A 13,545-nucleotide genomic window follows, 5' to 3' on the forward strand; every position below is an offset into this window, starting at 1 on the left:
TCATGTCTTTTCTCGGTAAATTAAGCGTAGATGCGATCCCGTATCATGAGCCTATCATCATGGTGACCCTTGCGGTTGTTGCCGTGATAGGCCTGTACGTCGCAGCCTTGATCACTAAACACAAAAAATGGGGTGTGCTTTGGCACGACTGGTTAACTTCGGTTGACCATAAACGCCTCGGTATCATGTACATAGTGCTAGCCTTCATCATGCTGATCCGCGGTTTTTCCGACGCCATCATGATGCGTACTCAACAGGCACTGGCCACCAATGGCGCCGCAGGTTATCTGCCGCCTGAACATTACGACCAAATCTTCACTGCCCACGGCGTGATCATGATTATCTTTATGGCGATGCCATTTATGATCGGTCTAATGAACTTAGTGCTGCCACTGCAAATCGGTGCCCGCGACGTTGCCTTCCCCTTCTTGAACAACCTCAGCTTCTGGTTAACCGCGTCTGGTGCCGTGCTGATCAATATTTCATTAGGTTTAGGTGAATTCGCCCGTACCGGTTGGGTAGCTTACCCGCCGTTGTCTGAGCTGGCTTACAGTCCGGGCGTAGGGGTCGATTACTATATCTGGGCGCTGCAGATTTCGGGGATAGGGACAACCTTAACTGGGGTCAACTTTATCGCGACTGTGCTTAAGATGCGTGCTCCTGGCATGAAGCTGATGCAAATGCCTATCTTCACTTGGACTTGTACTTGGGCCAACATCCTGATCGTGGCGTCGTTCCCGATCCTGACTGCGGTTTTAGCGCTGTTAACACTCGATCGCTACATGGGTTTCCACTTCTTCACCAATGATGGTGGTGGTAACGCCATGATGTATATCAACCTGTTCTGGGCTTGGGGTCACCCTGAAGTGTACATCCTGATTTTACCTGCGTTCGGTATCTTCTCGGATGTGATTTCAACTTTTACCTCTAAGCGTCTGTTCGGCTATTCCTCAATGGTCTGGGCCAGTGGCGCGATTTCGATCCTCGGTTTTATCGTGTGGTTACACCACTTCTTTACTATGGGCTCGAGCGCCAACGTCAACGCCTTCTTCGGCGTGATGACTATGGTGATTGCGGTCCCGACTGGGGTAAAACTGTTTAACTGGTTGTTCACCATTTACCGCGGCCGCCTGCGCTTAACAGTGCCAGTACTGTGGACCTTAGGCTTTATGGTGACTTTCACCATTGGTGGGATGACGGGCGTGTTATTGGCCGTACCTGGTGCCGACTACGTACTGCACAACAGCTTGTTCCTGATCGCTCACTTCCATAACACCATTATCGGTGGTGCCGTGTTCGGTTACTTAGCCGGTTTTGCTTACTGGTTCCCGAAAGCGACGGGTTTCCACTTAAATGAGCGTTTAGGTAAAGCGTCATTCTGGTGCTGGCAAATTGGTTTCTATGTGGCCTTTATGCCGCTGTATGTACTCGGTTTTATGGGGATGACTCGCCGTATCAACCATATTGATAACCCAGCATGGAACCTGTGGATCTATATCGCTGCCGCGGGTGCTTGCATCATCATGGTCGGTATCATTCTGCAATTCGTGCAACTGTACGTAAGTATCCGTGACCGCGACCAAAACCGTGACACCACTGGCGACCCATGGAATGGCCACACGCTGGAATGGTCAACCGCATCACCACCACAGTTCTACAACTTTGCTAAGTTGCCACAAGTGTCTGATATCGACGCCTTTACCGATGCCAAAGAAAAAGGCACCGCGTATCAACGCCAAAAACACTATCAGCCAATCCATATGCCGAAGAATACCCCGAGCGGTATCTTGATGGCGCTGGGCATTACTGCCGCGGGCTTTGCGGCCATTTGGCACATTCTGTGGCTCGCGATTGTGGGCATGGTGGGCGCGTTTATCGTGTTCTTATTCCGAGCTTATAACAACGATGTCGACTATTACGTTCAACCCGATGAAGTGGCACGCATTGAAAATGCTCACTTAAACAATGTAGTAAGGGGCTGATATGAGTGTTGCAATCCCAGCTGATTTAGACGTTGCTCACGCCGAGGAGCACCACGAGCACCATGACACGGGTGGCAACACCCTGTTTGGTTTTTGGCTCTACCTGATGACCGACTGCATCCTGTTTGCATCGGTATTTGCCACCTACGCCGTGCTCTATATGAACACCGACGGCGGTGTATCGGGTAAAGACATTTTCGAACTGGACTTTGTGCTGATCGAAACCGCAGCCCTGCTGCTCAGTAGTATTACCTATGGCTTCGCGTTGATTTTCGCTAAGCGCCACAACAAAGCGGCGACCCTCACTTGGTTAGCCATTACCTTTGCACTGGGTTGCGTGTTTATCGGCATGGAAGTCTATGAGTTCCATCACCTGATCGAACATGGCAACGGCCCACAACGCAGCGCCTTCCTGTCATCTTTCTTCACCTTAGTGGGCATGCACGGCTTGCACGTGACCGCAGGGTTAATTTGGATGGCAATCATGATGATTGAAGTCGCCAAAACGGGCTTAGGTAACCGCAGCATCACTCGCCTGAGCTGCTTAAGCTTGTTCTGGCATTTCCTCGACATCGTGTGGATTTGCGTATTCACCGTTGTGTACTTATTGGGAGCACTGTAATGGGCGCACATACTCAATCACACGATCATAGCCATGGCGCAGACGATCTGGCCGCCAGCATCAAGTCCTACTTAGTCGGTTTTGTGCTGTCAGTGGTGTTAACTGCCATCCCATTCTGGGCGGTAATGACCCATCACTTCGAGCAATCGACGACGCTTGCCATCGTCGTTATCACGGCACTGGTGCAGATTTTGGTACATCTTAAGTACTTCCTGCACTTGGACTTCTCTAAGGAAGGCAAGATCAACACCTTCTCCTTCCTATTTACCGCGCTGATCATCGTGATGGTGGTTGGCTTGTCGGTATGGATCATTCTCGAAGCTAACGCTTTGATGATGTAACGAGACACAGCAAATGAACACACAAGCTAGATTGACATCGACGCAATGGAAAGCACGCTTCAAAGGGTATGTACAGGTGACTAAGCCTGGCATCATTTTCGGGAATCTGATTTCCGTTGCTGGCGGCTTCCTATTGGCCGCGAAGGGCGATGTGGATCTGGTCTTGATGCTGGCAAGCTTAGTGGGATTATCCTTAGTCGTCGCCTCAGGCTGTGCGATTAATAACTGTATTGACCGTGATATTGACGCCAAAATGCAGCGCACCTGCAAACGCGTCACCGTCACGGGCGAAATCCCCCTAAGCCATGTATTGCTGTTTGGCATCGCCTTAGGCGTGCTTGGATTTGGCATCTTAGCCCTGTTCACCAATGCCTTAGCCCTGCTGTTTGCCACAATTGGCTATGTCGTTTATGTCGGGATTTATAGCCTCTATATGAAGCGAAACTCGGTTTACGGCACCTTAGTCGGCAGCTTTTCGGGCGCAGTACCGCCCGTGGTGGGCTATTGCAGCGTGACGGGGCAAATGGATATGGGCGCAGTGATTTTATTGCTGATGTTCAGCCTCTGGCAGATGCCACACTCCTACGCCATCGCGATTTTCCGCTTTAATGACTATGCAGCCGCGAAGATCCCCGTGCTGCCGGTCGCCGAAGGGATGGCCAAGGCGAAACACCATATAGTGCTCTATATCGCAGTGTTCGCCTTGGTCAGCACTATGCTGCCACTCGCAGGTTACACAGGCACCGCCTTTATGGCCGTGACCTGTGCCACCAGCCTCTGGTGGCTAACTATGGCCCTCAAAGGTTATCGTCAAGATGTGGATATGCCACGTTGGGCCAGACAAGTGTTTGGTTTTTCAATTATTACCATCACAGCACTCAGTGTAACCATGGCGCTGGATTTTCAAGCGGTCAGTCAAACCCCACTGTTTACCTTAGTGCGATAAACATAACCTTTATTCAAAAACAAAAGCGCTAACCTAGGTTAGCGCTTTTTTATTTGAACACTTTTGAAAGCACCATGCAGTTTCAAGGAAAAGCAGAGTCGCAGGCCTTATACACAGACTTTATGATGTCTATTTGCAGATCTCAGTGATCAGTTGATAGTTTGGATCCTCGGTCTTAACAAAATTACCTTTATCCTCAACAATATCAAACAGTTTAATTGTGCACTGATCTTTTCCGTTAATCTTATCCACAAAATACTGAGCTTCGTAATTTGCTCCAGCTTTGGGCGTAAAACTGACTTTTTTCACACAATAGGTGTAACCATCAATTAGCGTGTTAGCGCCGTCAACCCATACACCAGCAAAATAGAAAGAAAGCGGCACTCCCGCCTCTACTTTTAACTCAGTTTGTTGCTTTTCATGGACATCAGAACGATACAATGGCATCCCGATTTTTCGGCCAGCTTGGCGATCAGCCAATAAATTCGCTTTCATACCCAATACAGCAATTTCACCACCTCGAATGAAATTATGCTTGATACAACCTTCAGTGTTATCAATCCATACCGACGTATTAGCGCTGTCAGTCGATAAAACACGAAGCGAGGCGGTTTCTTTTCCTGAAGCGACTTTATAACCGCTAGTTGCACAAGCCGTTAAAACTGAGGACATTAATAAGACAGATATTGTCTTTAACTTCATAATATTTCCTTTTATATAAAGCACAGATAAGATTGTGCAATCTGCCAAGAAAGCACAAAAATAGTCACATCAAATAGTTAAATAATTCAATCGAATAAAAAACGAATGCAATTCACTACTTCATTGCCGATTTTATATAGACATCGAAGCGGTTTTTCTTAGTTTCGATAACCATGCTGGGCTTAATGCCGGCGAGGTCTTCGGCATAATCGGGGCGCTTCACCACTACACGCTTACTGGCTAGGGCCATGGCGGGGGCGAGCAAACCGTCTGCATCAAGATCAGCGCCGACTAGAGTTTGGAAGACCCGCATTTCCTTCTTCACCAGCGCTGATTTGTCGCGGTGGGGGTACATAGGGTCGAGGTAGACGACATCGACCTCTTGCTCCAATTTTGCGAGTGCTTCGAGGCTGGAACCATGGAAAAGCTGCATACGTTCACGCATCCAATCGCCGATTTCGGCATCTTGATAGGCGCGGCGTAGGCCGTCTTCTAATAATGCGGCTACGACAGGATGGCGCTCTACCATAGTCACGGTGCAGCCTAAACTTGCCAGCACAAAGGCATCGCGGCCGAGGCCCGCAGTACCATCGACCACTTTTGGTGTAACGCCCTGCTTTAACCCAACAGCCTTGGCAATCGACTGACCACGACCGCCACCAAACTTGCGTCTATGGGCAACCGCGCCTGTCACAAAATCCACCACTATGCCATCGAGCTTAGGCTCATCACGCTTATGTAGCGTCAAGGTGTCTGATTCAAAACGCAACTCAAATGGCGCATCGACATCAAAAACCAGTTGCCAGCGGGCACAAATGTCCACAAGTGTTGGAAATTGCTGATTAAAAAAGACTGGAATAGGCAAAGGGATCACTGTTTAACGGGTAGAAATTGCGGCCATTATGCCAAAGAACCGCCTTGATGAACATGCAAGCAAATCACCTTGTTTGCGAGTATTAAGTTGTTGGTCAATTTGTCTAACTGCTCCTATAAAAACTCAAACATCAATCACAATGTAATTGACTGATTTATAATGGAAGAAATCTATTTATGTAACAAATTAGCGATTTATGTTATATGTCTTATTCCCAGTCAACCTTAGCGACTTCCGTATGGAATAAGGACATTTTTTGCTTAACTGGCTGAAAGGTTTTTTGTTTATCAGAGAGCAAGACTTTTTAAACCCTGATAGAACCATATTAAAAACCAGTTTATTGCGGATTATTTTGCTAAGTGGTGCAGTATTGACCACCAGCATAGTGCTGCACAGTTCATTGATTGCATATGAACTCAACCTCAGTTTTATTATTGGCATTACGGTCAGTTTTTTAACTGTGCTATTTCTTGCGCTATGGTTTACCCGTCGATGTTTACTGGCGAGTTCAATCAGCTTGCTGGTCATGGTGGTTGCAGCCTGTTTGTCTATCTTGTTGTTTGTACCTAATTTCAATTTGTCGCAGGCGGGTATTACTTTTCTGTATACGCTGCCGCTGATGGCGCTTTTTCTGTTTGGCAGAAAAGTCGCCTGCTGGATGATGTGCTTCAATGTGTTGCCTTTTTTATTATTGCTGCGTAACCAAAACCTCCCGCCCCTTGTCGATGTGGATATTAGCCTGCCCGCAACTCACGCCTATCTAAACGGGTTACTGTTTATGTTTTTTAATATCTGTATCCCCTTATCGGCAATGCGGCTGTTAAAAACCCAAAAAATCCATGCACAGCAGATGATTAAGCATCAAAAGGCACTGCAACATACCTTAGATCAATATGCTGAGATTTTTGAGAATAATGGCACAGCGTCTTTCTTCTGTAATGAGGATGGGGTGATTCTCAACCTAAATAATGCGGCAAAGAACATTGCTACAGATATCACACTCAATAGCACTCGCCTATGTGACATTTTTGATTTAACTGAAGATGCCAGCGTCAATTTACTCGCCGCGTCATTTCAGACCCGTTTAAAAAACAACCAAAGCAATCGATATCTCCTGCAAAAAGCCTCATTGGAGCACCACGATACCTTGTTATTTCACTGTCACGATATCACGGCGCAAACCAATCATGCGCTTGAATTAAGTCGACTTAAAAAGCACCATATCAGCACTCATTATTATGATTTAGTCACGGGTTTACCCAACGAGAACCATTGGTATAACCCCGCTCCAAGCGCGACTCATCAAGCAATGACCGTCGCTTTAGTTAAGATAGATAATCTCAGCCAAATCAATGCCGCATTTGGGATCGGCGTTGGTGATGCAATTCTAAAAGCCTTTGCCATAGAACTGAAAGAACGTGTCGGCCATCAGGCCAAAATATACCGCTTTAGGGGCGCATCCTTTGCCCTAGAATTCACCGAACTACCGTTAATCTCCCCAGAGACGCTTGCACAACAATTGCGGCAACGCATACCAACCAGTTTAAAACTGAAGCAAGAACAGCAGATTGAATATCATCTCGAATGTCGAATAGGTTGCTGTTCAGGTAATAAATCCGCGCCGCAGCAAGCCGCCGAGCAATGCTTAATTGCCATCAAACAAACCACCCAAGCTAACCCTGTCATGGTGTATTACGTTGGTTTGATTAACAATTTGCTTGAGGCCTCCTCGCAAGAAAGTAAAATCCGCGATGCGTTAAAACACAACCGTCTTGAAATGTGGTTACAGCCTAAAGTGATGGCTGATGGCCATATCATTAGCTTTGAAGCGCTCGCCAGAATGTTCGATAAAGACGGCAGCATGATCATGCCAAGCACCTTTATCCCCATTATAGAGTCGTCACAATTACAGGCGATTTTTGCGATGAAAGTGCTTAGACAGTTACTCCAACTGATCCGCTCTTGGCCAAAAAATGTCCCTATGGTCAGGATAGCTTTCAACTTGTCAGGGCAAGATATACTGTCGGATCGCTTCTTTAAAGTCTTGATCCAAACCTATATGAATCATCCTGAACTCATCCCATTATTAGAAATTGAAATTACAGAAACTTCAGTATTTTCAACATATAAAGAAACTGGCAGACGTTTAAACACTCTTGCTCGTATGGGCGTATCCATTGCGATTGACGATTTTGGCACTGGCCATGCGTCACTAAGCCAGTTAATCGATATCAGTGCCGACACCATTAAGATCGACCGTTACTTTGTGAGTCAGCTAGGTATTAGCGAGCGCCATACTCAAATTGTCAACGCCGCAATTTTATTAGCTAAAAGTTTAAACCTGAATGTCATTGCAGAGGGGATCGAAACCGAAACGCAATTAATGCAACTGACCGCACTAGGGTGTGAACAGTTTCAAGGTTACTTATTTGGTAAACCCGCCCCCGCTGGGCTTTGGCTAAAAACCTTCCAGATGCAAACCCCTTCACATTGGCTAGCCCATAAAAAACGGGCGAAGTGAGGCATTAATTTTACGCCATAGGGCATCCTAGGTATAATTGCCGACATGCATTTGCCTCCCTTTGCTTTGTTTGCAAATAACTAGGATCCCCCATGTTAAGTTACCGTCACGGTTATCACGCCGGCAATTATGCCGATGTGCTGAAACACGCTATGTTGCTGCAAACCTTGCAGTTAATGCATAAAAAAGACAAACCGCTCGTGTATATCGACACCCATGCGGGTGCAGGCGGTTATGCGTTAACGGATGAGTTTGCCCAAAAGACAGGTGAATACCTCGAAGGCGTAGCTAAGCTCTGGGATAAAACCGATCTGCCAAAATCCCTACAGGATTATGTGGATGCAGTGCGCCACTTTAACGAAGATAATCCAGAAGATCTCAACTTCTACCCAGGCTCCCCCGCCATTATCGATATGGAGCTAGGGCCAAAGGATCGTATGGTTCTGCACGAATTGCACGGTACCGATCATCTGCTACTGGATGAGTATTTCGAACAAGATAAGCAAGTTAAAGTGATTAAAGGCGATGGCTTAAAAGGGCTGATTGCCGCAGTACCGCCACTAGAGCGCCGCGCACTGGTACTTGTTGACCCCAGTTATGAGATTAAGACCGACTATCAAACAGTGGCCGACACGTTAATCAAGGCGCACAAACGCTTTGCCACGGGCGTATTTATGCTCTGGTATCCGGTAGTCAACCGCGCGCAAACAGAAGAAATGCTCTCCCGCTTAGCCACTAGCGGTATTAAGCGCCAACTACGTATCGAGCAAGCCATCAAGCCCGATTCTAACGAGTTTGGCATGACTGCCGCAGGACTATGGGTGATCAATCCACCTTGGCAACTGGATGAAATTGCTACCGAAATGCTCGATTACTTAGGTAAAACCCTCGGCCAAGCAGATGGTCATGTCAGCGTAAAATGGGAAGTTGGCGAATAAGCTCTGCCAGATTGGCTTCAACATTATGAAGCTGCAACATAGCGCAGCGGATACTTTACTTGTCCCGCTGCGTTTGTTGTTAAAGCAGAATATCGATAGTTACAGCGAACCTTATACCTTAGTGCTGCGGTAACGCTTGAGCAGAATTTGCACCCGTTCTACGTAGGCTTGGGTTTCTGGATAGGGCGGAATACCGTTGTACTGAGTCACAGTTGTAGGCCCAGCATTATAGGCCGCGCAGGCCAGCGCAATATCCCCATTGAACTGTTTTAGCATTTGCGCCAAATACTTACTACCACCGAGAATATTCTCCTCTGGCAAAAAGGCATTAGTCACACCCATCTCTTTGGCGGTTTCGGGCATCAATTGCATTAACCCCATAGCCCCCGAGCGGGATATCGCTCTAGCATTAAATGCTGACTCAGCATGGATAACCGCACGGATAAGTGCAGGATCTAACCGATGTTTATGGGCCGCGCGGCTGATTAAACTCTCGTAATTACGGGTAAACAACCGAATACCATTCCAATCGATAGTCGAGTCTGGGCGACAAGCAAAGCAATCGTACAGTAGGATCTGGTAATCGCTGCTCGATGGCGCTTTATCGGTAAAAACCGTTACGCCATTGGCCTGTTGATATTGATAAACCTTAAATTTTTCTTGGCCTTCCGCGCTGACGATGCCACTGTCAGAATAGCGCGCCACAATGCGCGGCTTAGTCGGTTTGACCTCTTCGGCGAACACGGTTGCAAAGCTCCCCCAAGTTAACAATAAGCCGAGCCCATATAGCGCAATCGACTTAAGGTAAGTAGGTGGTTGGTGCATTGCTATCATCAAAGTCCCGTGTATTCGTTTAGTTTAAGTATTTCAATAATAGCAAAGAGTTGCTTCATCTCACGGTTTAACTGGCTAAATTCTGTCGAAAAATTCGCACTATCAAAGATAGAGCGCATTTGGAAACGACTCCTACGATTGGGCAAAAATAGGATCAGCCGGTTGCGAAAGAAGGCACATTGGATATCACCAGCAAAGACCTTTGCCAGTTGCTGTAATCGCTCCATAAAAGCGGTGTTGAGCAAATAACGTGATTCAATTTGATCTGTTGAAAACACATCAAACTCTTTTTCAAACAAGGGGTCTTCTAGTCGCACTCTTTGCAGCCCCGAATGACTGTCGGATAAGAAATTCGCTAATCCGCCACGATCCTTTAATACCACGGTATGGCCGATAAACTGCTTGTGACTACTGAGCTCGACCACAGTGCCGCGAAAACGGGTTTCAGTGCGGGTTACGGTTTTGCGTTTATTACCGTCCCACTCTTCCACTCGCACATCTTTGGTCAGGGTTAACTCATTGACGATTAGTTCTACGCCTTTGTATTGACCGTGAATATAGTCACCAAAACTCACCTTGTCGTAATGAGGTAAGACTTTTGCCGCCGAGAGCCGATTTATATCAAGGCGCATCTCGCGATTGTAGATAAAGTCTTCACCAAAATACTTAAACATGATGGGATAGATTTCTTGCTGCACTTGACGCGTAAACTGCCTTGTCGGGGTAAAACTCCAAAAACCTAATAACAGTAGTGCAATGATTGGTAGCGGAAACAACACCAGCCCACGGCTATGTCCCAATATCGTTAATAGTACGAGCCCTGCAACAATCACTAAACTGAGATACAAGCGTTGACGTGTTGCCTTCAGGCTTGCTACGCGCTTGGTTTCATAACGGGCAGCAAGCGGTGCAAGGTGGGAATCATAATACTGTTGCAGCGACTCCCTATCCGCAGGCTCTGCCGACAGTTTTACCGTCTGTCGCTGGGCCTTGATGGGACGACCCAAGATAAAGGTGAATATATTCATTGAGATCGTTATTTTACGGGGGCATTTTGCCCCCGCAAATATTAAAGATTACAGATAATCTGCGGCGTCTATTGGTGCTTTAGATGCCTCACTGACTTCATAAAATGGCATCACTTTAATCTTAGCCATTGACGCAATAATCGACCCAGGAAAAATTTCAACGGCTGTATTTAACTCCGACACCGCTGAGTTATAGAAACGACGAGCCGCCGAAATATGTGCTTCGACCTCGTTATAGGTTTGCATGGCTTCAAGCATAGTGTTGTCGGACTTCAGCTCGGGATAGTTTTCAACATTAACCATCAAGGTAGCCATTTTGTCGTTTAACTGCTCGGCTTGTGCAATATGCTCTTTAACCGCATTGGGGTCAGTCTTGTTGTAATGACGGGTTAATTGCGTGCGTAGCTCAGTAATTTCAGTGAGCAATGACTTTTCATGATCCATAAATCGCTTGGCGATTTTGAGGATATTGGGCACGAGATCGGCGCGTTTAGCCAACTGCACATCGATCCCCGACAGAGCCTCAAGGGCGGTATTGCGTTTTTTGACTAGGCTGACATACCAAAGATAGGTCACGATAAAAATCAGCGCTAATCCCAGTAACAGTTTGTCCATCTTCCATCCTTAGTGTTTATTATTGTTTTTAATGGCTACAGCTAACCATAAATAAGCAAGAATTTCATCTAAAGCGTTAGCTAGTGCAATGAAATGTTATCTTTTACTGCACAGGTAAGAGCATCTGACCCAAGATTTTTTGTGACAAGATTAAACCCGAATTGATTGAAAACATTCAGCTTGGATACAGAAAAACTAAGCTATAGTTAATTTGCACAACGTTTAGAGCAACCTTTTTGCTCGTGAATACTGGACTCCCCGTGAGTCCATTTTTTTATCCAAAATCTGCCTACATACTGCTCTAGCCTCATTTAAGTTTTATTTAAAGCACAAGCATCATACTTTTCGGCCAATTTTTTCACTTTTACCTTAGCGTTAATCCAATCACTTGAGCGAGAGGCTCCTCAGCCAAGTCACGCCGCATCGATTCAGCTCACGGATAAAAAATGCGCTAGCAAAGGTCGACAGAGGCAAGGCATGAGTTTGAAATCCAATCATATTCCCATAAAGACATCGCCCCCACATGACATCAGCTCAAGTGGCTGGTTTGTACGCTTTCTGAATATTGTCGAACGGTTAGGTAATTTATTGCCACACCCTATTACCCTGTTTGCTCTATTTTGTGTCGCCGTGATTCTGGTGTCTGGCATTGCTGGCTACTTTGAGTTGACGGTGGCCGATCCACGCCCCGAGGGCGCCCACGGCCGAGGTGCCGATGGACTTATCCATGTGGTCAGCCTGATGAATGCCGAAGGCTTGCGGATGATAGTGTCCAACTTAGTCACTAACTTTACCGGTTTTACCCCCTTGGGCACGGTTCTGGTTGCCCTACTGGGTGTGGGTATCGCCGAGCGTTCAGGACTATTATCCGCCGCCATGCGCGCACTCGTTATGGGAACATCAAAGCGTTTAGTGACAGTGACTATCGTGTTTGCGGGAATTATGTCAAACACCGCGGCAGAGCTAGGGTATGTGGTATTAATTCCCATGGCGGCGATGATTTTTCATTCCTTAGGCCGCCATCCGTTAGCAGGCTTAGCCGCTGCATTTGCAGGAGTATCAGGGGGATACAGCGCAAATCTATTGCTCGGTACTGTCGATCCACTGTTATCGGGCATAACTGAAGCGGCGGCGCGGATGATCGACCCCGACTACAACGTCGGCCCTGAAGTTAACTGGTACTTTATGTTTGTCTCGACCTTTGTGATCACTTTCCTCGGCGCCTTTGTAACCGAGAAAATTGTCGAGCCGAAACTGGGCAAGTATCAGGGCGATGATGCCGATGAAACCGTGCATCAATCCATGGGCAATATCACTGAGCTGGAAAAACGCGGCCTCAAGTGGGCGGGGTTATCTATGCTGGTGCTAGCGGTAATCCTTGCGCTATCAGTCGTGCCAGAGGGTGCACCACTGCGCGATCCTAAAACCGGTCTGGTTTCGGGCTCACCCTTCCTCAAGGGAATTGTCGCCTTTATCTTTATCTGTTTTGCGATCCCAGGTTTTGTCTACGGTAAAGTGGTAGGTAGTATTAATAACGATAAAGATGTTATCAATGCCATGTCGCACAGTATGAGTACAATGGGACTGTATATCGTACTGGTGTTCTTTGCGGCACAATTTGTGGCCTTCTTTAACTGGAGTAATCTCGGCGCCGTGTTAGCCGTGTTGGGCGCAGATGCCTTGCAATCCATAGGGTTAACTGGGCCAATCCTGTTCCTGTTTTTTATTATGCTGTGCGGTTTTATCAACCTAATGCTGGGCAGTGCTTCAGCACAGTGGGCTATTACCGCACCCATTTTTGTGCCCATGTTGATGTTGGTTGGCTATGCGCCCGAAACCATTCAAGCGGCCTACCGTATTGGGGATTCGGTAACTAACTTAATCACGCCAATGATGAGTTATTTCGGATTGATTTTAGCAGTGGCCTGTCGCTATCAAAAAAACCTCGGCATAGGCACACTGATCGCCACTATGCTGCCGTACACCTTAGTGTTTTTCGTTGGCTGGACGGCGTTTTTCTTTCTGTGGGTATTCGGTTTTGGTTTACCAGTAGGGCCAGGGGCAGCAACTTACTATACGCCTTAGGCACGAGTGATGCCTGAAGCACAAGTTTAACTTTCGCGAGGTTGATTAGGGCGTCGC

The 13,545-nt window shown here is 47.0% G+C and carries 12 protein-coding genes; 7 read left to right on the plus strand and 5 right to left on the minus strand.

Annotated elements, in window-relative coordinates:
• The first annotated feature begins 2 nt into the window (after nt 1-2).
• The 4 genes from cyoB to cyoE are packed head-to-tail and all read left to right on the plus strand — an operon-like array spanning nt 3 to nt 3,891.
• The gene (cyoB, locus tag CEQ32_RS15640) at nt 3-1,982 is read left to right on the plus strand and encodes a cytochrome o ubiquinol oxidase subunit I (protein ID WP_088586393.1); all 1,980 of its coding nucleotides are present in this window, start codon (nt 3-5) and stop codon (nt 1,980-1,982) included.
• A gap of 1 nt (nt 1,983) precedes the next feature.
• On the plus strand, nt 1,984-2,604 hold the full coding sequence (cyoC, locus tag CEQ32_RS15645; RefSeq protein WP_047535571.1) for a cytochrome o ubiquinol oxidase subunit III: 621 nt from the start codon (nt 1,984-1,986) through the stop codon (nt 2,602-2,604).
• Complete coding sequence (cyoD, locus tag CEQ32_RS15650; protein ID WP_055646982.1) at nt 2,604-2,945, plus strand: cytochrome o ubiquinol oxidase subunit IV; 342 nt, start codon at nt 2,604-2,606, stop codon at nt 2,943-2,945. Before cyoC ends, cyoD begins: the two co-directional genes overlap by 1 nt.
• Before the next feature lie 13 nt (nt 2,946-2,958).
• The gene (gene cyoE / locus CEQ32_RS15655) at nt 2,959-3,891 is read left to right on the plus strand and encodes a heme o synthase (RefSeq protein ID WP_055646981.1); all 933 of its coding nucleotides are present in this window, start codon (nt 2,959-2,961) and stop codon (nt 3,889-3,891) included.
• Nucleotides 3,892-4,020: 129 nt separating this feature from the next.
• Here cyoE and CEQ32_RS15660 read toward each other — a convergent pair whose 3' ends face one another.
• Together CEQ32_RS15660 and CEQ32_RS15665 are read right to left on the minus strand one after the other, a co-directional pair.
• Entirely contained in the window at nt 4,021-4,593 is a 573-nt protein-coding gene (locus CEQ32_RS15660; RefSeq protein WP_088586394.1) for a hypothetical protein, read from the minus strand.
• A 115-nt stretch (nt 4,594-4,708) separates the two neighbouring features.
• Nucleotides 4,709-5,458 carry a class I SAM-dependent methyltransferase gene (locus tag CEQ32_RS15665; protein ID WP_088587000.1) on the minus strand — a complete coding sequence of 250 codons (750 nt, stop codon included), beginning with the start codon at nt 5,456-5,458 and terminating at the stop codon, nt 4,709-4,711.
• A 265-nt stretch (nt 5,459-5,723) separates the two neighbouring features.
• On the opposite strand from CEQ32_RS15665, the gene CEQ32_RS15670 reads away from it, so the two are divergent.
• Nucleotides 5,724-7,988, plus strand: coding sequence for a GGDEF domain-containing phosphodiesterase (locus tag CEQ32_RS15670; protein ID WP_088586395.1), 2,265 nt, complete (start codon nt 5,724-5,726; stop codon nt 7,986-7,988).
• 92 nt (nt 7,989-8,080) lie between these two features.
• Complete coding sequence (locus CEQ32_RS15675) at nt 8,081-8,926, plus strand: 23S rRNA (adenine(2030)-N(6))-methyltransferase RlmJ (RefSeq protein WP_047535565.1); 846 nt, start codon at nt 8,081-8,083, stop codon at nt 8,924-8,926.
• A gap of 111 nt (nt 8,927-9,037) precedes the next feature.
• Here CEQ32_RS15675 and CEQ32_RS15680 read toward each other — a convergent pair whose 3' ends face one another.
• Genes CEQ32_RS15680 through CEQ32_RS15690 form a run of 3 tightly spaced genes read right to left on the minus strand, consistent with a single transcriptional unit; the run spans nt 9,038 to nt 11,403 of the window.
• On the minus strand, nt 9,038-9,760 hold the full coding sequence (locus CEQ32_RS15680) for a lytic transglycosylase domain-containing protein (RefSeq protein ID WP_037423814.1): 723 nt from the start codon (nt 9,758-9,760) through the stop codon (nt 9,038-9,040).
• Nucleotides 9,760-10,788 (minus strand): DUF3137 domain-containing protein, encoded by a 1,029-nt coding sequence (locus tag CEQ32_RS15685; RefSeq protein WP_047535562.1) that lies wholly within the window; start codon nt 10,786-10,788, stop codon nt 9,760-9,762. The genes CEQ32_RS15680 and CEQ32_RS15685 overlap by 1 nt, the downstream gene beginning before the upstream one ends.
• A 48-nt stretch (nt 10,789-10,836) precedes the next feature.
• Nucleotides 10,837-11,403 carry a LemA family protein gene (locus CEQ32_RS15690; protein ID WP_037423819.1) on the minus strand — a complete coding sequence of 189 codons (567 nt, stop codon included), beginning with the start codon at nt 11,401-11,403 and terminating at the stop codon, nt 10,837-10,839.
• A gap of 477 nt (nt 11,404-11,880) precedes the next feature.
• On the opposite strand from CEQ32_RS15690, the gene CEQ32_RS15695 reads away from it, so the two are divergent.
• Entirely contained in the window at nt 11,881-13,488 is a 1,608-nt protein-coding gene (locus tag CEQ32_RS15695; protein ID WP_088586396.1) for an AbgT family transporter, read from the plus strand.
• Nucleotides 13,489-13,545 lie beyond the last annotated feature (57 nt).

Source organism: Shewanella sp. FDAARGOS_354 (genome assembly GCF_002209245.2).
In the GTDB taxonomy this organism is placed as follows: domain Bacteria; phylum Pseudomonadota; class Gammaproteobacteria; order Enterobacterales; family Shewanellaceae; genus Shewanella; species Shewanella xiamenensis.

Coding starts and splice junctions, on each gene's coding strand:
- cyoD (WP_055646982.1), top strand. CDS start 2,604: ATGGGCGCACATACTCAATCACACGATCATAGCCATGGCGCAGACGAT.
- cyoE (WP_055646981.1), top strand. CDS start 2,959: ATGAACACACAAGCTAGATTGACATCGACGCAATGGAAAGCACGCTTC.
- CEQ32_RS15660 (WP_088586394.1), bottom strand. CDS start 4,593: ATGAAGTTAAAGACAATATCTGTCTTATTAATGTCCTCAGTTTTAACG.
- cyoC (WP_047535571.1), top strand. CDS start 1,984: ATGAGTGTTGCAATCCCAGCTGATTTAGACGTTGCTCACGCCGAGGAG.
- CEQ32_RS15685 (WP_047535562.1), bottom strand. CDS start 10,788: ATGAATATATTCACCTTTATCTTGGGTCGTCCCATCAAGGCCCAGCGA.
- CEQ32_RS15695 (WP_088586396.1), top strand. CDS start 11,881: ATGAGTTTGAAATCCAATCATATTCCCATAAAGACATCGCCCCCACAT.
- CEQ32_RS15690 (WP_037423819.1), bottom strand. CDS start 11,403: ATGGACAAACTGTTACTGGGATTAGCGCTGATTTTTATCGTGACCTAT.
- CEQ32_RS15675 (WP_047535565.1), top strand. CDS start 8,081: ATGTTAAGTTACCGTCACGGTTATCACGCCGGCAATTATGCCGATGTG.
- cyoB (WP_088586393.1), top strand. CDS start 3: ATGTCTTTTCTCGGTAAATTAAGCGTAGATGCGATCCCGTATCATGAG.
- CEQ32_RS15680 (WP_037423814.1), bottom strand. CDS start 9,760: ATGATAGCAATGCACCAACCACCTACTTACCTTAAGTCGATTGCGCTA.